Annotated in this window: 22 protein-coding genes and 1 pseudogene; 10 read left to right on the forward strand and 13 right to left on the reverse strand. The window is 62.4% G+C overall.

Annotated elements, in window-relative coordinates:
- Positions 1-36 precede the first annotated feature (36 nt).
- Positions 37-1038, forward strand: a complete 1002-nt coding sequence (locus NKH42_RS09320) for a rhamnose ABC transporter substrate-binding protein (protein ID WP_352508640.1) — start codon at positions 37-39, stop codon at positions 1036-1038.
- An 86-nt stretch (positions 1039-1124) separates the two neighbouring features.
- The gene (locus tag NKH42_RS09325) at positions 1125-1886 is read left to right on the forward strand and encodes a glutamine amidotransferase (protein ID WP_352508641.1); all 762 of its coding nucleotides are present in this window, start codon (positions 1125-1127) and stop codon (positions 1884-1886) included.
- A gap of 69 nt (positions 1887-1955) precedes the next feature.
- Here the strand turns inward: NKH42_RS09325 and NKH42_RS09330 are convergent, their stop codons facing one another.
- From NKH42_RS09330 to NKH42_RS09360, 7 genes and pseudogenes are all read right to left on the reverse strand, one after another.
- Positions 1956-2459 carry a DUF2314 domain-containing protein gene (locus NKH42_RS09330; RefSeq protein WP_352644236.1) on the reverse strand — a complete coding sequence of 168 codons (504 nt, stop codon included), beginning with the start codon at positions 2457-2459 and terminating at the stop codon, positions 1956-1958.
- A gap of 118 nt (positions 2460-2577) precedes the next feature.
- A pseudogene (locus NKH42_RS09335) lies at positions 2578-2718 on the reverse strand (SDR family oxidoreductase); the annotation flags it as partial.
- Positions 2685-2816 carry a hypothetical protein gene (locus tag NKH42_RS09340; protein ID WP_352508643.1) on the reverse strand — a complete coding sequence of 44 codons (132 nt, stop codon included), beginning with the start codon at positions 2814-2816 and terminating at the stop codon, positions 2685-2687. The gene NKH42_RS09340 and the pseudogene NKH42_RS09335, both read right to left, overlap by 34 nt.
- Positions 2806-3687, reverse strand: coding sequence for a YihY/virulence factor BrkB family protein (locus NKH42_RS09345; RefSeq protein ID WP_352508644.1), 882 nt, complete (start codon positions 3685-3687; stop codon positions 2806-2808). The genes NKH42_RS09340 and NKH42_RS09345 overlap by 11 nt, the downstream gene beginning before the upstream one ends.
- Before the next feature lie 202 nt (positions 3688-3889).
- Complete coding sequence (locus NKH42_RS09350) at positions 3890-4243, reverse strand: TadE/TadG family type IV pilus assembly protein (RefSeq protein WP_254820550.1); 354 nt, start codon at positions 4241-4243, stop codon at positions 3890-3892.
- A 40-nt stretch (positions 4244-4283) separates the two neighbouring features.
- Positions 4284-4703, reverse strand: coding sequence for a TadE/TadG family type IV pilus assembly protein (locus NKH42_RS09355; RefSeq protein WP_352508645.1), 420 nt, complete (start codon positions 4701-4703; stop codon positions 4284-4286).
- Positions 4704-4729: 26 nt separating this feature from the next.
- Complete coding sequence (locus tag NKH42_RS09360) at positions 4730-5962, reverse strand: pilus assembly protein TadG-related protein (RefSeq protein WP_352508646.1); 1233 nt, start codon at positions 5960-5962, stop codon at positions 4730-4732.
- A gap of 380 nt (positions 5963-6342) precedes the next feature.
- Between NKH42_RS09360 and NKH42_RS09365 the strand changes: the two genes are divergently transcribed.
- The 3 genes from NKH42_RS09365 (at position 6343) to NKH42_RS09375 (ending at position 8393) form a co-directional block, all read left to right on the forward strand.
- The gene (locus NKH42_RS09365; RefSeq protein WP_352508647.1) at positions 6343-7656 is read left to right on the forward strand and encodes an NAD(P)H-dependent oxidoreductase; all 1314 of its coding nucleotides are present in this window, start codon (positions 6343-6345) and stop codon (positions 7654-7656) included.
- A gap of 102 nt (positions 7657-7758) precedes the next feature.
- Positions 7759-8001: a type II toxin-antitoxin system VapB family antitoxin gene (locus tag NKH42_RS09370; protein ID WP_352508648.1), complete on the forward strand. Its 243-nt coding sequence runs from the start codon at positions 7759-7761 to the stop codon at positions 7999-8001.
- Entirely contained in the window at positions 8001-8393 is a 393-nt protein-coding gene (locus NKH42_RS09375; protein WP_352508649.1) for a type II toxin-antitoxin system VapC family toxin, read from the forward strand. Before NKH42_RS09370 ends, NKH42_RS09375 begins: the two co-directional genes overlap by 1 nt.
- 14 nt (positions 8394-8407) lie before the next feature.
- Here the strand turns inward: NKH42_RS09375 and proC are convergent, their stop codons facing one another.
- The gene (gene proC / locus NKH42_RS09380; protein WP_352508650.1) at positions 8408-9223 is read right to left on the reverse strand and encodes a pyrroline-5-carboxylate reductase; all 816 of its coding nucleotides are present in this window, start codon (positions 9221-9223) and stop codon (positions 8408-8410) included.
- A 225-nt stretch (positions 9224-9448) separates the two neighbouring features.
- On the opposite strand from proC, the gene NKH42_RS09385 reads away from it, so the two are divergent.
- From NKH42_RS09385 to NKH42_RS09400, 4 genes are all read left to right on the forward strand, one after another.
- Positions 9449-10183: a hypothetical protein gene (locus NKH42_RS09385; RefSeq protein ID WP_352688444.1), complete on the forward strand. Its 735-nt coding sequence runs from the start codon at positions 9449-9451 to the stop codon at positions 10181-10183.
- Positions 10184-10384: 201 nt separating this feature from the next.
- Complete coding sequence (folD, locus tag NKH42_RS09390; protein ID WP_352475861.1) at positions 10385-11284, forward strand: bifunctional methylenetetrahydrofolate dehydrogenase/methenyltetrahydrofolate cyclohydrolase FolD; 900 nt, start codon at positions 10385-10387, stop codon at positions 11282-11284.
- Positions 11285-11300: 16 nt separating this feature from the next.
- A complete protein-coding gene (locus NKH42_RS09395; protein ID WP_352508652.1) occupies positions 11301-12299 on the forward strand; it encodes a GlxA family transcriptional regulator in 999 nt (332 codons plus the stop codon).
- A gap of 112 nt (positions 12300-12411) precedes the next feature.
- Positions 12412-14079, forward strand: a complete 1668-nt coding sequence (locus NKH42_RS09400; RefSeq protein WP_352508653.1) for a vWA domain-containing protein — start codon at positions 12412-12414, stop codon at positions 14077-14079.
- A gap of 45 nt (positions 14080-14124) precedes the next feature.
- Here the strand turns inward: NKH42_RS09400 and edd are convergent, their stop codons facing one another.
- The 3 genes from edd to zwf all read right to left on the reverse strand — a co-directional run bounded on the left by edd (position 14125) and on the right by zwf (position 18186).
- A complete protein-coding gene (gene edd / locus NKH42_RS09405) occupies positions 14125-15948 on the reverse strand; it encodes a phosphogluconate dehydratase (protein ID WP_352974048.1) in 1824 nt (607 codons plus the stop codon).
- 73 nt (positions 15949-16021) lie between these two features.
- On the reverse strand, positions 16022-16735 hold the full coding sequence (gene pgl, locus NKH42_RS09410; protein ID WP_254819278.1) for a 6-phosphogluconolactonase: 714 nt from the start codon (positions 16733-16735) through the stop codon (positions 16022-16024).
- Positions 16717-18186 carry a glucose-6-phosphate dehydrogenase gene (gene zwf / locus NKH42_RS09415; RefSeq protein WP_254819279.1) on the reverse strand — a complete coding sequence of 490 codons (1470 nt, stop codon included), beginning with the start codon at positions 18184-18186 and terminating at the stop codon, positions 16717-16719. Before zwf ends, pgl begins: the two co-directional genes overlap by 19 nt.
- 273 nt (positions 18187-18459) lie before the next feature.
- Between zwf and NKH42_RS09420 the strand changes: the two genes are divergently transcribed.
- Positions 18460-19206: an SDR family oxidoreductase gene (locus NKH42_RS09420; RefSeq protein WP_352751537.1), complete on the forward strand. Its 747-nt coding sequence runs from the start codon at positions 18460-18462 to the stop codon at positions 19204-19206.
- 63 nt (positions 19207-19269) lie between these two features.
- Here the strand turns inward: NKH42_RS09420 and NKH42_RS09425 are convergent, their stop codons facing one another.
- On the reverse strand, positions 19270-20121 hold the full coding sequence (locus NKH42_RS09425; RefSeq protein WP_352688452.1) for an SH3 domain-containing protein: 852 nt from the start codon (positions 20119-20121) through the stop codon (positions 19270-19272).
- A 211-nt stretch (positions 20122-20332) separates the two neighbouring features.
- Positions 20333-21619: an NAD(P)/FAD-dependent oxidoreductase gene (locus NKH42_RS09430; protein WP_352688454.1), complete on the reverse strand. Its 1287-nt coding sequence runs from the start codon at positions 21617-21619 to the stop codon at positions 20333-20335.
- Positions 21620-21655 lie beyond the last annotated feature (36 nt).

Raw genomic sequence — 21655 nt, forward strand, 5'->3', positions numbered from 1 at the left:
CTTCCTTCAAGCCCGAATTTTGACGGAGGAGTCACAATGAAAGCGTTTAGATTAGCCCTGCTCGCGTCCGCGGTTCTGCTTGCGCCAACGTCGCTGGCCTTCAGCCAGGAATGCGCCAAGGAACCCGTAACGGTCGGTTTCCTGCCCAAGCTCGACACAGATCCCTATTTCAAAGTGGCCTTCGGAGGCGCACAAGAGGCGGCCAAGGAAATTGGCGGCACCGCCACCCAGGTCGCCCCATCGCAGGCGACTGCCGAGGCGCAGATCGAATTCATCAACAGCCTCGTGTCGCAGAAGGTCGGGGTCATCGCAATTGCCGGCAACGACGCCAATGCCGTCGCGCCGGCGCTGAAGCGCGCCGTTCAGCAGGGCGTCAGGGTGATTTCGTATGATTCCGACGTGGCCGCCGATGCCCGCGCGGTGTTTGTCAATCAGGTGAAGGGCGACAGCCTCGCCGAGATGATGCTGGAAAGTGCATTCGCCCTCAGCGGCGGTGAAGGCGAATTCGCGATCCTGTCGTCGACGCCGACGGCGACCAACCAGAATGCCTGGATCGACTTCATGAAGGCGAAGATGGCGGCCGAGCCGAAGTTCTCCAAGATGAAGCTGGTGCAGGTGGCCTATGGTGAAGAAAGCGAACAGATCAACCAGCAGCAGGCATTGGCGCTGGTCCAGGCGTTTCCCGATCTCAAGGTGATCATCGTCCCGGCAGGCATTGGCCTTCCGGCGGCCGCGCGTGCACTCGAGGAAGCGGGCATGATCGGCAAGGTCAAGCTGACCGGCCTCGCGCCGGCCACTCTGATCTCGAAATACATCAAGGACGGGGCGGCTCAGGATATCTGGTGGAACGTCACCGATCTTGGCTATCTTACCTATCAGACAGCCCAGGCGCTTGCGCAGTGCAAGATCACCGGCAAGGAGGGTGAGAAGTTCACGGCAGGCAGGCTCGGCGAATACACGATTGGCGCCGGCGGCGAACTGATCCTTGGTCCGGCCAAGATCGTGACCCCCGAAAATCTGGCCGAGTTCAAGTTCTGATTCTATGGAGCTCAAGCTCCAGAGGGGCGCCGGTCGATCCGGCGCCCTTCCTAAAACATCTCGAATGAAAACAGTGCGGGGCGGCAATGAAGATCTTGCTTGCAGGCGAAACCTTTGCAGCGACGACGTCGGTTGCCATCGGCAGCGACGTGCTTACAAGTGCGGCCTCGACCAATGGCGCTATGGCCTTCAATGCCGCGCTGGCCACTGAAGGCATCGCCGTCACGCAGATCGGCGGCGAGCGTTGCAGCGCGGAGTTCCCTTATGACCTCGATGGGCTCGCCCAATATCAGGCGGTGGTGATCTCCGATGTCGGCGCCCTGACATTGCTGGTCACGCCGGATGCCCGCGCCGGGCGTGTCGGCGTCAACCGCCTCGATGTGCTCAAGGCCTATGTCGAAGCTGGCGGCGGGCTGATGCTGGCCGGCGGTTACATGGGCTTTCAGGGCATGTTCGGGACGGCGCGTTTCCACGACACCCCGGTCGAGGACGTTCTGCCCGTCCGCTGCCTACCCTACTGCGACGGCATGGAGGTGCCGCAAGGCCTGCAGGCCTCCATCCTGCAGTCGTCACATCCGATTTTTTCCGGGGTGGAGGGGCCTTTGCCGCCGATTCTCGGCATGAACAAGCTGGAATTCAGGCGCGACGGTTCGTCCCGGCTTCTGGCGACCTGCCACCATCGCGGCACCGACTGGCCGCTCCTTGCCGTCGGCAGCCATGGCCGCGGCCGCGCGATTGCCTGGGCAACCGATATCGGCCCGCATTGGCTCTCGCAGGATTTCCTCGCATGGCCGTTCTACGGAAAACTGATGGCGAACATGGTCCGTTGGCTCGCCGGCAATGAATGAGAAAGCTGGTTTGACCAGTGCGGTGCCCAATCCTCCAACGAAAGACCAGGCCATTAAGCATGCGTTGAATCAGGACGGCAGTGGCTCATAAACCGAAACCCCGATGTATCGATCGTATGAGCCGCGATCTTTCTCAGGAAGCTTGTCTCGGGTTACGCGCAATGTGAATCCCCCATGCAAGTGCCCCGCGTCGAGAACCATCCAATCGAAAATATCGTCGCCTTCAAATGCAAGTCGCTGTCCGACTTGATGCCATTTCTGAAGCTCGGGTGGCACCCCGAAAAACGTACCCGAAAATAGCCGCTCCTCAGCATGATAATGCACTGCGGCAAGCCAAAGGAAAACAAAGTTGTCCTCCCCAAGACGTTCGGACTCGTCGGGATCGCGAAACCGAAGCTTCGCGGAACAGAAGGCATCTGCATTTCTCTCGATGTGTTCGACAAATGTCGGCACACTCGCAAGTGCGCGATCGTAAGCTGCAAGGAAGGCGGGGTCTGTCTGCGAGATAGTCGTGAAGAGTGGCTCATTCCGCGGTTCGTCGAATTCACTGTTCGATTGAGATTTTTCGCCCATAAAAGACCTCTTGGACTAACCTTGAACCGCTCAACGACCTGCGAAGTCCGCGCGCTTCTTCCGGTGTGGGGAGGCGGCACTCGCGAGGCGGTGTCGCACTACCAGCCAAAGAGCCCTATCACGCTAGCGACCAACCGCCATCCACCAATATATTCGCGCCGGTGATCAGTGACGCCGCCGGCAAGGCGAAGAACACCACGGTGCCGGCGACGTCGATCGGGTCGCCTATGCGGCCGAGCGGGATGTGGCCGAGCACATGCAGGCGAGTGCGCAGGCGCGGCCGATGCCGCGCGAGGCGCCGGTAACCAGCACCACCTTGCCGGCCAGGTCGAATTTCGGCGTGAATTCATTTGTCATGCGATTCCACCTTGTTCTTCAAATCGGTCCGGCTGCCGTGTCGGACCGAATAGGCTCGCGTGAATTCGGCGCCCAGCAGAAATATCTCCGCCGAATAGTAGACCCATAACAGCACGACGAGCAGAGCGCCGGCCGCGCCGTATGACGATGAGATGGCGCTGGTTCCGATATACCAGCCAATCAGCGACTTGCCGATGGTGAACAGAAACCCGGTGACCACGGCGCCGAGGCCGACATCGCGCCATTGCAGGCTGCGGTCGGGCAGCACCTTGTAGATCGCGGCAAACAGCAGCGTGATCAGGGCAAACGAGACGATCCCGTTGATGGCGCTCAGGATGATGGTGCCGAACGGCAGATAGGCGTTGATGACCTCTCCGAGCGCCGAAATTGCAGCGCTTACGACCAGCGACACCAGGAGCAGGAAACCAAGCGCGGCGACCAGGCCCAGGCTTGCAATGCGTGCCCGAACCAGCCGCGAGATCGTTGCCCCGCTCGGTTTGACTTTCCAGATCTCGTTCAGCGCCAGCTGCATTTCGCCGAACACGCCGGATGCGGCGACGAACAACGTGACCAGCCCCAGAATGCTGGCAAGGGTTCCCGCTTCCTTCTGCGAGGCGTTCTCGATCGTCGCCTGCAGCAGCTCGGCACTTTGCGGCCCCATCAGGCCGGCGATCTGTGCCGAAAGGGCGAGTTGCGCCGCCTCGTGCCCGAAGGCCATGCCGGCGATAGCGACAACGATGAGCAGGATCGGCGCAAGCGAAGTCGTGGCATAAAACGCTATCGCCGCCCCATGGCTCAGCGCATTGTCGTTGACGAAGCCGAGGATGCTTTGCCTGAGGAGTACCCAGCCCTCCGTCGCCAAGTTCCACATGTGGGCCTCGCATAGTTGTCATTAAACAAGTAGCGGCGAGATAGAAGTGGGCGAGGGGTAGTGGACGACCTGGCCGCCGGCTCTGAAAAAACCTCGCGGAGGCGCAGGTGTTGCTGGCCGAATTGCGGTAGCCCGCGAGAAACCGACGCAGCCACTTTCGTTGGGCCGCTCACCCCTTATTGCCTAAGGAAATTGGACGCGCTCATGATCCAACCAATGGAACTGCGACAGTCGTCCCATAATTTATCGGATACCGATCGAAGTACGGGAACTCGATAACGAAAGCATACCTGGCCGTGAGATGTGCCATTCGAAAGCCGCCGTTGGGGGCGTCGATTGCTATTGTTACGTCTACGTCTTTCAATCCCAAAGTCAGCAATTTTGCCGTGGCTATGGCTTCTATCTCGGCCTGCGTCAGCGAGTTCTTCATCTGCAGCGCACGCGCGGACGTTTCCAGCGTATACCGAACACTGGACATGGCATTCAAGGCCCAGCCGAATGCGAAGACGCCGATCAAGACCATTATCAGAACAGGGGCGATCAGCGCGAACTCCAACGCAGCTCCGCCTGATGCTCCCCGTATGAAGGCCCTCGCTTTAGCGAACACGGATCACCTGTTGGTGGCTGAGCTCGCGCGAGAGCGAAAACGCGCCGAAACTGAAGGGCGGTGACCAGGTGGCTGTCGCTTGGATTTCGACGAAAACCGCGGGAGCTTTCAAACTGTCGCACAGGACAGATGGATCGACCACGGTGGTCCCGCACATATATTTCCGGCTCAGCGTCACCTGCGCGTCGCCGGGATGGTTTTCCCAGCCTGAAAGAGCGACAGCTTGGATAGTCGCATCCTCGGCTGCTCCTTGCATCACGAGATTCGCCGCCGTTTTGACGCCTGCACGCATCGACAACGCGTTCGACACAAAAGACCAGCCGTCAATGATGCCAAGGAGTACCAGGCAAAGGATCGGCACAATCAGCGCAAACTCTACCGCGGCAGCACCCGAATCGCTGCGGAACATCCGGACTGCTGACCCTGTCACGAAGATTACTCGACAAGCTTTATGGATTGCGTCGCCGGAATGTCTCGCATTCCAAGGCTCGTGCAGTCCTGATTGACGTTCGCGTTGCCGGACCACTGCACGGTACTGGCGACGACCTGAGTGCAACCGCCTTTGCCCGAGAAATTGCCGAGATAATTAACGTCTTGCGTTGGAAAATACAAAGCGCCGGTCAAAAGCGAATCTGCCGTGCCATTAACCGTGTTCGATCCAGTCAGGTTGGCTTTGTCGCCGTAAAACAGCACCCCCGAATAGGTGCCCGACGTTGGTGCGCTGAGCTTGATGGTGGCCGTGCCGTTCATGCTGACGCCGGAGCTGCCGGCCAGATAAATGATGACTCCGTCGCCGGAAATATTCGCGTTCGAGTTCGCTTTGAAATCACCGCCTTGAATGACGTATATCCCGGGCGAAAGCGTTACATTGCCGCTCAAGCTGAGCCCCCTGCAGTATGTTCCAGGTTGCAACACCGACTGATTGCTGTTTCGACAGGGGTTCGTGGCCGGTGGCGCCGGCAAGTCGGCAAAAGGATCGGCAGCGGGCAACGCCTGGGTTATCGGCCTGGCGCACACGGTCGTCACGGGGTTGCTCAACGAAACACCGCCTGCCGATACCAGGCAATCGACCTGAAGGCTTGCCGATCCCTGAAGCTTGATGGCGTCCGCGGCTATCGAATTCGACATCACGACGCAGCCGTTCAGTTTGAGATTCGAACTGCCGGAAAAGAGCGCCGCTTTCGGAGCGGAATGATTGAGAGCTAGAGCGCAGGCCTTTGAGGCGTCGGTGATAAGAGCCACCGCTCTTGCCTGTGCGCCGACCGCATTTTGCGTGAATATCGATGTAAAAAACCGATCGAGGGTCTGATGAACGATGACCTCGACAGCCTTTTGGGCCACATTCGGGCCGGAGGACGGGGGCGTGAAGATTTCGATTGTGCCTGTCGACGGGTCCCAGCCATTCGTTGTCGCAGACAATGTCGCGGCGGAGACTATCGTTGGTTTGTCGGATCCTGAAACCTTTTCCAAAGCGCCAGCATAGGCTGCCGCATCCGCCACCGCTTGTAGCTTCAGGCCGCTGTAATACCAGTAGGAAGTCTCAACGCCGAGACCCGCGCCGCCGACGACGATCGGCAACGACAGGGCAAAAATAGTGGCAACGTTGCCACTCTTGCCGGTTCGTCGCATGCAGAAAAAACGCCTGAAGATACGGGCACGCCAGTCCATTCCTCATTTAAGCCGGGATGCATAAAGGAATGACTAAGAATTTCCGTCCATTTCTTGGCTGTGATCCATTCAAACGGCGCTTAGCGGTTCTGCTGCACCCGTTCGCCGGTTGTGCCCTGAGAGGCATTTTCTAAGATCTGAGAACGCGGACGTTAGGCCCACAGGACCGTCGGTAACACTTTGGCCGGGTGCATTGTCTTCACAGAAAGCAATCCGATTTTGGGGCCAAGCGCAAGAAAACACCGCCGGCGGCCGGTTTCGTTGGCAAACCGTTACCGTTCCCTGCTATTCCCGCATCCTGATGCATGTTGCCCAAGTGTGCCGCGGTTTTGGGACAGCGACATGCGCAAACAAAGACTTAAAGCAGTGGACGCTCTCGCATGACCAATGTCGCCTTGACCGGGCTTGCCCGCGATCTTGCCAAGCGCGCCGCACAAGGCCGCCCGGTGCGCATCGGCGTCATAGGTTCCGGCGAGATGGGAACCGACCTGGTGACGCAAGGCATGCTGATGCCGGGCATTTCGGTTTGCGCGATCTCGACGCGCCGCCCGCATACGGCGCGTGATGCCATCCGCATCGCCTATGGCGACGAGGCGATGGCACGGGAGGCCGATACGCCGTCGAAGCTCAGCCAGGTGATCGAAAGCGGCAAGATCGCCATAACCTCGAACGAAATGCTGGTCACCAATCCGCTTATCGATGTCGTCATCGATGCTACCGGCAAGCCCGGCGTCGCCGCCGATTTCGACCTGATGGCGATGCAGCACGGCAAGCATCTGGTGATGATGAATGTCGAGGCCGACGTCACTATCGGCTGCTATCTGAAGCAGCAGGCCGACCGGCTCGGCGTCGTCTATTCGGTCGGCGCCGGCGACGAGCCGTCGAGCTGCATGGAGCTGATCGAGTTCGCCTCGGCGCTCGGCTACACCATCGTCTCCGCCGGCAAGGGCAAGAACAACCCGCTCAACCACGACGCCGTTCCCGACGACTATCGCGAGGAAGCGCTACGCCGCAACATGAATCCGCGCATGCTGGTCGAGTTCGTCGACGGCTCGAAAACCATGGTTGAGATGTGCGCCATTGCCAACGCCACCGGGCTGGTGCCCGACGTTCCCGGCATGCACGGCCCCAAGGCCGATCGCGACGAGCTGGTCAAGGTGCTGATCCCGCGCGAGCAGGGCGGCATCCTGTCGAAGAACGGCGTCGTCGACTACACCGTCGGCAAGGGCGTGGCGCCCGGCGTCTTCGTAATCGTCGAGGCGACGCATCCGCGCATCATCGAGCGCATGGACGATCTGCATATCGGCCACGGCCCCTATTACAGCTTCTTCAGGCCCTACCATCTGACCTCGCTGGAAGTGCCGCTGACGGCCGCTCGCATCGCGCTTTATGGCAAGCCCGACATGGTGCCGCTGCCACGGCCGGTGGCCGAGGTCTGCGCCGTGGCCAAGCGCGATCTGGCGACGGGCGAGACGTTCGATGCGATCGGCGAGACCTGCTACCGCTCCTGGACCATGACCGTCGAAGAAGCCCGCGCCCATCGCGCCGTGCCCGTCGGCCTGCTCGAAGGCGGCAAGGTGCTGAAACAGGTGCGGAAAGGCGAATTGCTCACCGCCGACAATGCCGCGCCCGACCCGACGACCAGGCTGTTCGCCTTGCGCCGGCTGCAGGACGGGATGCTGTATGGAGCGTAAGGCTCTCGACCGGTGAGCCGTCGCAATGGCCTCCGGCCGAGCACTGGCTTTGTCATGACGAATTCGCTATATTGTAGTGACGATGAAGGCGGAGGCGATTACATGAATCTTCAGATCAGGGATCCGCGCGCACGCGAACTGGCGCGAGAGCTTGCTGCCAAACGCAAGATTTCTATGACGGAAGCGGTCATCGAAGCGCTTGAATCCGAGTTGAAGCGGGAGAGCGGACGCATTCCCTTGGCCGAGCGGCTTGCTGCCATTGCCAACGACTTCAAGGCCAAGGCAGGCCAAGATGGTCGGGCTATGACGAAGGATGAGATCGATGAGATGTGGAGCCATTCCTGATGTTCGTCGACACCTCCGTGGTTGTCGCGATTCTTTCAGGCGAAGAGGATGCCCGCGAGTGGAGCAACCGAATCGAGGCAGCGCCCGCAAGAATAACTTCGGCGTTGGTGGTGCTTGAAGCGGCGATGCGGCTTTCGACCATGCTTGCCGTGCCGCCGGTTGTCGCCGGAGATGCGATAGAGGCGTTTCTTCGCGAGGCTGAAATCGAAATTGTGCCTATCGACGCCAGCGATGCCAAGCTCGCAATCCATACATTTTCAGATTACGGAAAGGGGCGCGGACATCCCGCCCAGCTCAACTTAGCCGACTGCCTTTCTTATGCTTGCGCAAAAAGTCATGGCTCCGCACTGCTCTACAAGGGCAACGACTTTTCGCATACCGATCTCGCGTAATCCGAAATCAGCTGTTACTTCCCCAGTTCGATCGACCGCAGCCGCGCCGCTTCCACCGCCTCAGTGAGCAGGCGCGTCAGACGGTCCTCGCCCATCAGCACGGCAAGGGCGGCAGCCGTGGTGCCGTTGGGGCTGGTCACCTGCTGTCTAAGCACGCCGGGCTCCTCGCCGCTTTCGGCGGCAAGCGAGGCGGCGCCGTAGACCGTTTGCATGGCCAGGAGCTTTGCGACCTTGCCAGGCAGGCCAGCCTTCTCGGCGGCCACGGTCAGCGCTTCGATGAAGTGGAAGATATAGGCCGGCCCCGACCCGGAGACCGCCGTCACCGCGTCCATCAGGCCCTCGTCGTCGATATCGGCCACTTGCCCGCTCGCCGAGAGCAGGTCGGCGACGAAACGTTTAGTCTCGTCGGAAACCAGCCTGTTGGAAAACACCACCATCATGCCCTTGCCGATCGCCGCCGGCGTATTGGGCATGCAGCGCAGGATCGGCGCGCGATCGCCGAGAATGCCTTCGAACGTAGCGACCGGCGTCCCGGCGGCGATGCTGAGGAAAGTGGTTCGGCCATCGTTGAAGCGGATGTAGCCAGCCGTCACGTTACGGATCACCTGCGGCTTGACCGCAATGACGACGAGGGCCGGCACGGCGTCCGCCGGGATGGCGCCGGCGTCCGCGGCAGCAGAGCAGCCCAGTGCTTCGGCACGCTTGCGCAACTCGGCATTGGGCTCGACCACGAACACCGCAGCCGGAGCGAGCTTGCCGGCTTTCAGCCAGCCCGAGAGCATGGCGGAGCCCATATTGCCGCAACCGGCGAGAACAAGCCTGATCGTCATCGAAAGCCTCCATAGAGATGGCTTCCCCATAGACGTTCGCGGCAGGGCGGGGAAGCCCTTTTGGGACCGTGATCAGGCGGAAACCCGGACCTTGCGGTTGGGATGCGCATGTAGTCGCGCAGGGGCGCGGCGACCACATTAACCTTTTATTTCCTATGCCTGTTTAGCATCGCTTAACCAGTGGCGGTCGCTACGTCCCAGCCCGAGGGGGAAGCTCCAGAAACCATGGCTTATAGGAATAATCGTGAACACTGGAGGAACGAGCAGTCCCTGCTGTCGTTCGTCGAGGCAGCGCGCGACGAAGACGAAGCAGCGCTGGTTTCCCTGGAGGACCGTACAGCCCGGTCATGGCGCGAGGATGCCGCCACACGCCATCGTCTGGCCCGCTCGCGCCGCGAAGCGCGTGCCAGCCCGATCCTGTTGGCAGCCGCAGGCATAGGCCAGCCCCATCCTGATGCGTCAAAGGCCGGCCCCATACTGATGGAAGAGGCTACAGCTGCCGATGCATTTTTCGACCCCGTAGGCTCCCTTGACGGCCCCGATTCCGGTTCCGCCGATCGCGCCGCATACCCGGCAGCGCCGCCTCTCGCTCTGCTCGAGGTCGCGCGCACCAAACGGCCGGGTCCAATCGGTGCCGTGTTGTCGGCGCTGGGCCGGCTCATGCCCGGCAGAGCGCAGGAGGAGATGACGTCGGGTGAAACTTCCACCGCGACAAACTCAAGCGCAGCCATGTCGCCTGCCTTCTACCCGCAGCCGCTCTATGCCGGTCGGGCACCGTATCCGCAGCAACCCACGCCGCCGCATTCGGCACATACTCAGGCCTGGTCGAGGGACGCAATTCAGGCCTCGGAAGCCGCCGATCAGCAAAGCCAGATCGAGGAAATCCGCGCCAGCCTGCGCGAATTCCGCGAGGCGGTTCGCGAGCTCACCGAAAACCGCACGCATCGCCGCTATTTCTGAGCGTCGAATAAAACATGCCGGTTTCGAGTTAACGGCATGGGACGGCGCATTGACGGGATTGCCCGGCTCGATTTTCGTGAAAATGCCGCGCTGCATGTCCGCCCGCCCGCGCATGGTTCTGGGCAACGACCTGCATAAAAACATATCTGGAGCACGCCGCATGGATGCGGCAGGCTTAGCAATAGGCGTCGAGGGTGGTTCATGGCCGAGTTGATTGACGGAAAAAGCGTCGCCGAAGACGTGGTGCGGCGGGTCAAGACACTGACCGCCGAACTAGCGGAAAAAGGTGGGCAGCAGCCCGGTCTCGCGGTGGTCATCGTCGGCGAGGATCCGGCGAGCCAGGTCTATGTCGCATCCAAATCCCGTACCGCCAAGGAATGCGGCTTCCATTCGGTTCAGCACACACTGCCGGCCGAAACCTCCGAGCCGGACCTTTTGAAGATCATCGGCCAGCTCAATGCCGATCCGGCCATCAACGGCATCCTGGTGCAGCTTCCGCTTCCCGGCCATATCGACGCCGGCAAGATCATCCAGACCATCGCGCCGGAGAAGGATGTCGACGGCTTCCACTTCATCAATGTCGGCAAGCTCGGCACCGGCGAGCTTGAGACCGCCTTCGTGCCTTGCACGCCGGCCGGCTCGATGCTGCTGATCGAACGGGTGCGTGGCAAGGACCTGTCCGGCCTCAATGCGGTCGTCGTCGGGCGTTCGAACATCGTCGGCAAACCGATGGCCAATCTTCTGCTTGCCGCCAACTGCACCGTCACTATCGCACACAGCCGCACCAGGGACCTGCCGGCGCTTGCCCGCACCGCCGATATTCTAGTTGCAGCCGTCGGCCGGCCCGAAATGGTCCGCGGCGACTGGGTCAAGCCTGGCGCAACCGTCATCGACGTCGGCATCAACCGCATCGCCGCACCTGAGAAGGGTGAAGGCAAGACCCGCCTCGTCGGCGATGTCGCCTTTGCCGAAGCAGCGACGGCGGCCGGCGCCATCACGCCGGTGCCTGGCGGCGTCGGACCGATGACCATTGCCATGCTGATGGCCAACACGCTAGCTTCCGCCTATCTCGCGGCCGGGTTGAAACGGCCTTCCTTCTGACCAGAAAGCAGCGTCCTTGCCGAACCTCACTGTTCCCTTAGAACGGCCGGTCACCAATGATCCCGTTCAGGGCGGCCGGCAGTTCGGGTTTCTGCTGGTCGACAAGTTCTCTATGTTCTCGCTGGCCGCGGCAATCGACACGTTCCGGTCGGCGAACCGGCTGCTCGGCCGCGATTTCTATGGCTGGACGACGGTGTCGGCCGACGGCGATGCCGTCATGGCGTCCAACGGCCTGCCGCTCAAGATCGACTACGCCGTCGCCGATCTGCCGCCGGTCGATATCCTGTTCGTCTCGGTCGGGCTGACGACGGAATTTCCGGGCAAGAGCAAGGTGCTGGCAGCGCTGCGCAGTTGGGGCCGGCGCGGCAATGCGCTCGGCGCGCTTTCGGTCGGCTCCTATTTGCTTGCCGAAGCAGGCCAGCTCGATGGCTATCGCTGCACCATCCATTGGGAAAACCGCGCCGGCTTCCTCGAACGCTTTCCGGACATCAACTGCACCGGCAACGTCTTCGAGATCGACCGCAAGCGCTACACCTGCGCCGGCGGCACCACATCGATCGACCTGATGCTGGAGATCGTGCGCGGTGATTTCGGCTCGAGCCTCGCCAATGGCGTCGCCAACCAGTTCCAGCATGAGCGCATCCGCTCGGCCGGGGACCGCCAGCGCGTCGGCCCGGAACGCGACCTCACCGGCAAGTCGGAGAAGCTGCGCCGCATCGTCGAGCTGATGGCCGACCATCTCGACGAGCCGCTGTCGGCGGTGCAGCTCGCCAAGTCGGCGGGCCTGTCGGTGCGCCAGGTCGAGCGCCTGTTCCTGCGCCATCTCAGTGTGACGCCCGGGCGCTATTATATGCGGCTCAGGCTCGAGCGGGCGCGCGAATTGCTGCGCCAGACCAACATGCCGATCCTCGACGTGGCAATCGCCACCGGCTTCACCTCGCATTCCTATTTTGCCCAGAGCTACCGGCTGCAATTCGGCCGGCCGCCTTCCGATGAACGCCGCACGGCCTATTGAGGGTTTGGCAGAGAGGCGACGCAGCTTCGTACTCCGTCCGGGCTTGTGTCGCGACCCGGCGTCAAATAGCTTTCCGGCGCCGAGCGGCGGCGACTGACGGGGGAGATTTTTGATGGCGGGATTTGTGCAGAGCGTCGCTGCGGCGGCCTTGTTGCTGTGGACGACGGGGTTCGGCTTCGCCGCCGATCGCGTCATCGTCGTTCTCGATGCCTCCGGCTCGATGTGGGCGCAGATCGACGGCAAGCCCAAGCTCGAAATCGCCCGTCAATCGCTGCGGAACGTGCTGCAATCGGTCCCGGCCGAGGAGGAAATAGGCTTCATGGCCTATGGCCATCGCGAGAAGGCCAGTTGCGACGACATCGAACTCATCGTGCCACCGCAGGCAGGCTCGGCAAGTGCGATCTCAGCCGCGGCCGACAGCTTGAAATTTCAGGGCAAGACGCCGCTGACCGCTGCGGTCAAGCAAGCGGCGGAAGCATTGAAATACACCGAGGACAAGGCGACGGTCGTTCTCATCACCGATGGCATCGAGACATGTAGCGGCGATCCCTGTGCGCTCGGCAAGGAACTGGAGGCTGCTGGCGTCGACTTCACCGTCAATGTCGTCGGCTTCGGCCTGACGGCGGCCGAGGGCAAGCAGGTCGGTTGCCTCGCCGACAATACCGGCGGCAAATATATCGAAGCGTCGGATGAAAAGGCATTGCAGGACGCCCTCGTCGAGACCGTTGCGCCTCCGCCACCCGCCCCTGAACCGACTCCCGCCCCGCAGCCTGCTCCCCAGCCGGCGCCCGCCCAGCCGGCGGAGTCCAATTTCGTGCCCACCGTCGTGCTTGCCGAGGGTGGCGATCCCGTCACCGACGGCAATGCCTGGGAGATCTACAAGGCGAATTCCGACGGCACGCGCGGCGATCCCGTCACCACCGAATATGGCACCTACAAGGGCAATCTGGAGCCGGGCGACTATATCGTCGTCGCGCGTGCCGGCGAGGCCAGGGCCGAACAGAAGATCAAGATAGAGCCTGGCCAGGTCGCCAAACCGCACTTCAACCTGAATGCCGGCACGCTGGTCATCCACCCGCGGCCAAGCGAAGGAGCGGACGTTGATGACGGCGCGGCTGTCGTAATCGGCTATCCCGGCGTCGACACCCCGCCGACCTACTACGGTGACACGAAAGTCGTGCTGCCGGCCGGTGACCAGAAGGTGACGGTCACGATCGGCCAGGGCATGGTTATCGAGACGATCCCGCTTGCCGCCGGCAGGGTCATCGACAAGGACATCATCGTCGGCGTCGGGCGTATCGTCGCCAACGCCTATTATGCTGCCGGCGGCGACAAGGCCGAGGGTTCTGGCGTCGGCTTCAAGGTGCTCCAGGCGAAAAAGAACATCGACGGAACCAGGCAGGAGGTGACCTATGCCTACGGTCCGGACAGCAAGTTCGATCTGCCGCCCGACGATTATGTAATGGTCGCGACGGTCGACCTTGCGGTGGCCGAGCAGCCGTTCAGCGTCAAGGTTGGCGACCATCAGGATCTGAAGATCGCGATGAACGCCGGCATGCTGACGATAACCGCGCCAGGGGCCTCGAAGATCGAGATATTCGAGGCCAGGAAGGCCATCGACGGAACCCGCAAGTCGGTCGGCTACGCCTACGACCAAAAGTATCAAGCCACCCTGTCGGCCGGCGACTACGCGGTGGTTTCGGAGAAATCGGACAACAGCTCGAGGGAAGGCACGGTAACGGTCAGGGCCGGCGCGCGAGCCGAGCTGACCGTTCAGTAGATATAAGGGAGAGCGGCCACCAGCCGCTCTTCCATGGTCGAAAAGTCACGCCGTACCGAAGGCGCTGGCGCCATGGTCGGCGCGTCCCACCAACTGCCGGAACCCGGCGAAAAGCTCGCGGCCGAAGCCGAATTCATTGCCTATGAGGTCGCTGTCCGCGGGGCGGCGCAGTGCGAAATCGCCGGCTGGCACCAGTACCTCCAGCGTCCCGGCCTCGGCGTCGAGCCTGATGATATCGCCGTCATGGATCCTGGCGATAGGCCCGTCCTCCGCCGCTTCCGGCGTCACGTGGATCGCCGCTGGCACCTTGCCTGAAGCGCCCGACATGCGGCCGTCGGTGACCAACGCCACATGCTGGCCGCGGTCCTGCAGGATGCCGAGCACGGTGGTCAGCCTGTGCAATTCCGGCATGCCGTTGGCCTTCGGTCCCTGGAACCGAATGACGGCGATGAAGTCGCCGGTCAGCGACCCCGCCTTGAACGCCTCGTTCAGGCCTTGCTGGCTGTCGAACACCTTGGCCGGCGCCTCGATGACGCGCCGCTCCGGCTTGACCGCCGATGTCTTGATGACGGCGTGGCCGAGATTGCCCGAAAGCACTTTCAGACCGCCGCTCGGCTGGAACGCCTTCTTGAACGGCGCCAGCACCTTCTCGTCCCCGCTCTCGCGCGGCGAAGCCTCGCGCACGACGCCGCCGTCCGCACCGAGCTTGGCCTCGACCGCGTAGGGGCGCAGCCCTTCGCCCCACACCGTCTGGACATTCTCGTGCAGGATGCCTGCGTCGAGCAGTTCGCGGATCAGGAAGCCGAGCCCGCCGGCGGCGTGGAAGTGGTTCACATCGGCAAGGCCGTTCGGATAGACCCGCGCCAGCAGCGGCACGGCTTCCGAGATGTCGGAAATATCCTGCCAGGTAATGGCGATGCCGGCCGCCGCCGCCATGGCGATCAGGTGGATGGTGTGGTTGGTCGAACCGCCGGTGGCGTGGAGGCCGACGATGCCGTTGACGATCGAGCGCTCATCGATCATCCGCCCGACCGGCGTGTAGGCGTTGCCGAGCGCGGTGATCGCCAGCGCCCGCTTGGTCGCTTCCCTGGTCAGCGCGTCGCGCAGCGGCGTGCCGGGATTGACGAAGGAAGCGCCAGGCGTGTGCAGGCCCATGATCTCCATCAGCATCTGGTTGGAATTGGCGGTACCGTAGAAAGTGCAGGTTCCCGGCCCGTGATAGGATTTTGATTCCGCTTCGAGCAGTTCGGCCCGCCCCGCCTTGCCCTCGGCATAGAGCTGGCGGATCTTGGCTTTTTCGTCGTTCGGAATGCCGGTCGTCATCGGCCCGGCCGGGATGAAGACCGCCGGCAGATGGCCGAAGGTCAGCGCCGCGATCACCAGCCCCGGCACGATCTTGTCGCAGACGCCGAGATAGACGGCGGCATCGAACATGTTGTGCGACAGGCCGATTGCCGCGGCCATGGCGATCACGTCGCGCGAGAACAGCGACAGCTCCATTCCGGGTTGGCCCTGGGTGACGCCGTCACACATCGCCGGCACGCCGCCGGCCACCTGGGCGATGCCGCCGGCCTCGCGCGCCGCGTCCTTGATCAGCGCCGGGAATGTCTCGAAAGGCTGATGCGCCGACAGCATGTCGTTATAGGAGGTGATGATACCGAGGTTCGGCACCCGGTCGCCGCCAAGCGCCACCTTTTCGGAAGGGCTGCCCACGGCAAAGCCGTGGGCCAGGTTGCCGCAGGACAGCACGGCCCGGTTGGCGGTGCGGTTCGAGGCTTCGGCGATGCGGCCGAGATAGGCCTCGCGACCGGGCTTGGAGCGCTCACGGATGCGCTGGGTGATGGCTTCGATGTCGCGTCTTGCGGTCATGGCGGTCGGTCCTTTCAGGCGAGGTCCCGCAAATACCTTCCGGCTGTTGCCGGGACCTGCAGCCAAGTTGAGATCAGGGTGCCCAGAAAACCTCTACGGGCTTTTGAGTGGCATCGAGCACGGCGCGAATGGGCTTTCGTGTTCCAGTTCCAAGCGCGGCCTCGAATGCGGTGCGTTTTTCCGCGCCCTCGATATGCAGCGCGATGAAGGCGGCATTGATGATCCGCGCCAATGACAGCGTCAGCCGTGGCTCGCCGGCGCTTGCCGCGTGAACCGGAAGCACGATCCTTTGCGACGACGGATCGAGCAATCTTGCCAGGTTGTCGGCATCCGGAAAGAACGAGGCGGTGTGGCCATCAGTTCCCATGCCGAGCACAACGACGTCGAGTGGCCAGGGCAGCACTTGCAGCGCCTCACCGTCGGAGACCGCTGCACCCTCGATACTTGCCGCGGCGCGGTAGAGCGGCACGAAATTCGCGGCCGCGGCCGCGTTCTGCAGCAGGTTGGCGGCAACCAGGCCGGCATTGGAGCGCGGCGATGAGGGCGGCACGAAGCGCTCGTCGACCAATGTTATCGTCACCTTTTCCCAGGCGATCGGAACGGTCGAAAGCGCCGCGAAGAATTTCGCCGGCGTCGTGCCGCCCGAGACCGCGAGCAGTGCCGTGCCGCGCTCGGCGATCGCCTTTGACAGACGGCCGGCGACGTGGCCGGCAAGCGCTGTCGCCAGCTCCTGGCGTCCGGCAAATTCGTGCCAGTTGTAGGCGCCGCCTAATTGCTCTCGTGCCATGTCCGCCCGTCGCGTTCGATCAGCGCAATCGAGGCCGAGGGGCCCCACGTGCCGGCGGTGTAGCCTTGCGCCTCTTGCCTGCCGCTTTCCCAGGCGTCCTGGATCGGGTCGATCCATTTCCACGCCGCCTCGACCTCGTCGCGGCGCATGAACAGCGTCTGGTTGCCACGGATGACGTCCATGATCAGCCGCTCATAGGCATCGGGGGCGCGGCCGTCGAAGGATTGCGCAAAACTCATGTCGAGCGGGATCTGGCGCAGCCGCATGCCGCCCGGCCCCGGATCCTTGATCATGATGAACTGCTTGACGCCTTCGTCGGGCTGCAGCCTGATGACCAGCTGGTTGGCGGAGATCGGCCCGGCGCTCTCGCCGAAGATCGAGTGCGGGATCGGCTTGAATTCGATGACGATCTCCGAAACGCGGGTCGCAAGCCGCTTGCCGGTTCGGAGGTAGAACGGCACGCCCGCCCAGCGCCAGTTGCCGATCTCGGCCTTGAGCGCAACGAAAGTCTCGGTGTTGCTGTTCTTGCCGAGTTCCTCGACATAGCCTTTCACCGGCCCGCCGGCCGAGGCGCCGGCACGGTATTGCCCGCGCACCGTGTGCTTCGGCGCTTCGTTGCCGTTGATGCGCTTCAGCGCCCGCAGCACCTTCAGCTTTTCGTCACGGACAGCATCGGCGTCCATCGACGACGGCGCCTCCATCGCGACCAGGCAGAGCAGCTGCAGCATGTGGTTCTGCACCATGTCGCGCAATGCGCCGGCCTTGTCGTAATAGGTGACGCGGTCTTCCAGGCCGACCGTTTCGGCCACGGTGATCTGCACATGATCGACATTGGCGGAATTCCAAAGCGGCTCGTAGAGCGCGTTGGCAAAGCGCAGCGCCATCAAATTCTGAACCGTCTCCTTGCCGAGATAGTGGTCGATGCGGAAAATCTGGCTTTCATGGAAGTCGTCGCCGACCAGGTCGTTGAGCGCGCGCGCCGAAGCGAGATCGCGGCCGATCGGCTTTTCCAGCACGATGCGCGAATTCGGCGTGATCAGCCCGTGCTCCTTCAGCTTGTGCGAGATGTCGCCGAACAGCGCCGGCGCCACCGCCAGATAGAAAGCGCGGATGTGTTCGCTGTCGCCGATCGCCTTCTTCAGCCTGTCGAAGCCGGCACCTGTGGTTGCATCTGCCGGGACATAGGAGAGCCGCGCGAGGAACGTCTTCAGTTCCGTGGCGTCGATATCCTCCGGTTTCACATGATCGGCAATCGCCTGCCTGGCGAACGACTGGAATTCCTCGTCGGTCATCTTCGAACGTGATGTGCCGATGATGCGCGTCGGCTCGGAAAACTGGTGGTCGCGCTGCCGGTGGTACAGCGACGGCAGAAGCTTACGTTCCGACAGGTCGCCGGTGCCGCCGAAAATGATGAAGTCGAAGGGGTCGACGGGAATGATCTGGCTGGTCATGGTCTGTCCGCTGTGACGCCGGTCGCGATAACGCGGCTGATATAATCTAATCGATTTAAACTTGCCAGTGCCATTGCGTCACATCCGCGTGTGCTCTTGACACGGGGCGCTAGCCGGAGGCTTGTCGGCAAGCGATGCTTCCGGAACCTTCGCAGGTGCAGCATAGTGCCGGATGGCAGCGAAAGCCAAAGGAGAAATCGGCGATGGACACACATCTTTCGATGGCTTGGCCAAAGGCGTCGTCGATCGCCTTCAACGATGAGTGAGAAAAGCATGCGCCTGCAAAACAAAGTCGCCATCATCACCGGCGCTGCCTCGGGCTTTGGCGAGGGCATGGCCAGGCGCTTTGCCGAGGAGGGCGCGCGGGTAGTCGTCGCCGATCTGAACGCCAAGGGCGCGGAGCGCGTTGCCGGCGAGATCGGCGAAAAGGCGATCTGGACCCAGACCGACGTCTCGCTGCGGTCCGAATTCGACGACATGGTCCATGCCGCAATGAGCGCCTTCGGCCGCATCGACATCATAGTCAACAATGCCGGTTACACCCATCGCAACGGTGAAATGCTGGAAGTCGACGAAGCGACCTTCGACCTGATCACAGCTGTCAACATGAAGGCGATCTACCACGCAGCGCTTGCCGTGGTGCCGGTCATGGAACGGCAAGGCGGTGGCGTCATCCTGACGACGGCCTCCACGGCCGGTATCAGGCCGCGGCCTGGCCTCACCTGGTACAACGCATCGAAGGGCTGGGCGATCACCGCGACCAAATCGATGGCGGTGGAACTCGCGCCGAAGAACATCCGCGTCAACTGCCTCTGCCCAGTTGCCGGCGAGACCGGCATGCTCGCGAAATTCATGGGCGCCGACACACCCGAGATCCGCGAGAAGTTCCGCGCATCCATCCCGCTCGGCCGGCTTTCGACGCCGCTCGATATTGCCAATGCCGCGCTTTGGCTTGCTTCGGACGAAGCGGCTTTCATCACTGGCGTGGCGCTGGAAGTCGACGGCGGACGTTGTATTTGAACGGCCGGGTCCTCAGGCGCAGGACTGGCTGATGGCGAGCCACCCGCGATCGCTGTGCCGGCCTTACGCCCCGGTTTTGACGTAGCTCTTGTACACCCAGCCGCGCTTACCGTTGTAGACGATCTGGCACCATTGCTTGCAGCTCATCACCTGCACCGAGGTCTTGGCAGGCACGGTGAGAATGGCGGCAGCATTCTTCTTCGGGCCGATCCGCATGGTGACGGATCTCAGGATGCGTCCGGTACCCGCAGTATTGGCTTTTCCGGATTTTGCCTTGGTACCGTCGCCGTCCTCACTCGCGGACTGCGCCGCCGGCAGTTGCGGCTTGGGTGTGGGGATGGCGGCGGTCTGAGCACCGTCAGGCCCTGTGTTTTTCGTCGAGCTGCCGGGAGCCGCCACTTTGGCAAACAGTGCCGCAGCGTCGGGCTTCGCTGCCGGGTCAGCAAACGCCACCGCGGCGGACGATTTATCGGCCGCCTGCTCGGTCTGGCTTGCCAGTTGGTCGGATGCTGCCGTGGCGGCGGCCGATGCCGTCTTTGGCCCCGTCCAGCGCGGATCATTGGGAGCCAGCGCCGGTATCTCGGCTTCCGCCGCGGCAACCGCCGGGGAAACCGCATCTGCCTTGCCCGTCGTCCGCGGCGCCGCAGCGACCTTGGCAGGCATGATCTTCGTCGTCTTGACCGGGATGGTCGGAACGATCTGCCCAGGGCTTGCGGCCGCTTGTCGCTCATTTGCCGGCAATGCCAGCCACAGTGCCACCGCGGCAACGCCGAGCAGTGCGGCCGTGCCAAGCGCGGCGATTACCAGATGCGCGTTCGACCGGACCCCATGCCAGAACGTCGGCCGCATATCGTAACCGAATTGCATCGCAAGGCGCCGTCGTTCCGGCGCGCCGAAACTGAAGGGCTCTTTCACTCTTGCCACCTCCATTTGCGGGCCGATGTTCTTACGACCCCTTGCCGGAGAGCCGGCATTTCGATCGGCATCGGTCCCAAACCAAAAGCGGGCAAGCCCGCAAAATTCCCCGTTCAGCTGCCCACGAGCATCATCTTTCGCCCGCGATTGTGGCATCACTGCGCCCTTGGCGGGAATTCTGCGCCCAGGTTAAGGATTCTGCAACGTCTGGTTAAATCCTGTCCCGCAACGCGTACCAGTTGAGCGCAAGAAAGAGCAATGGCGCGCGCAAACGCCGGCCGCCGGGGAAGGGAGGAATTTTCAGGTCCTCGATCAGCTTCAGCCGGTCGCGGTTGCCGGCGACCGTCTCCGCATAAAGCTTGCCGAAAAAGTTCGACAGCATGACGCCATGGCCGGAATAACCGCCGATCGAGATCACATTGGGCATCACTTCGCGCACGAACGGCTTTCTCGGCACGGTGATGCCGACATAGCCGCCCCAGCCATGGGTGATCTCGACGTCCTTCAATGACGGATAGATCTCGGCGATCTGCCGGCGGATGTGGATGTGGATGTCCTTGGGATCGTTGACCGCGTAGATCTCGCGTCCGCCAAACAGCAGCCGCCCATCCTTCGATTTGCGGAAATAGCGCACGACGAAGCGCGAATCGTCGACCGCCTCGCCACCCGGCAACACTTTGGAATCGGCTCCCAGCGGCACCGTTGCACCGATGAAGGAGCCGATCGGCATGATATGCGCGGCACTCACCGGTTCGAGCGTGCCGCCATAGGCGTTGACCCCGATCAGGCATTTAGCGGCGGTGATCGTGCCCTTCGGCGTCGCAACCCTGACCTTGCCGCCGCCGGAGGTGATGCCGGTCGACGGCGTCTGCTCGAAAAGCTTTGCGCCGGCCTGCGTCGCGACTTTCGCGGTGCCGATCACCAGCTTCAGCGGATGGATGTGGCCGGTGCCGGTATCGCGGGTGCCGCCGAAATAATGCGTCGAGCCGAGCCGCTCGGCAGTCTCCGCGGCATCCATGAATGAGATGTGCGGATAACCGAACCGGTTTGCCATGATCTCGGCATGAGCCTTGTAGTCGTCGACATAGCGCTTCTTGTGCGCCACCGACATTTGGCCGGGCATATAGTCGATCTCGATCTGGTTCACCGCGGCGAAGTCGAGCAGATGCGCCTTGGCCTCTTCGGCCAGGTCGAACAGCGCCTTGGCGCGGGGAAAGCCGTATTCCGCTTCCAGCTCCTCTGCCCAGGCCCGCTGTCCGGTGCCGAGCTGGCCACCATTGCGGCCCGATGCGCCATCACCGAAACGATGCGTTTCGATAAGCACGACATCTGAGCCTGTCTTGGCTAGGTGAGCCGCCGCCGACAGGCCGGTAAAGCCGCCGCCGACGATCACCATATCGCATGTCCGGTCGCCGTCGAGCGCCGGATATTCGGGCCTTGGCCCGGCGGTGTCTTCGTACCAGGAGCGGCCGGGGGAGATTGGGGATTGGTAGGGCATGATGCAGCCAAGACTCGGAGATTTTTGCAGAGGCGG

The organism is Mesorhizobium sp. M1142 (assembly GCF_040318565.1).
In the GTDB taxonomy this organism is placed as follows: domain Bacteria; phylum Pseudomonadota; class Alphaproteobacteria; order Rhizobiales; family Rhizobiaceae; genus Mesorhizobium.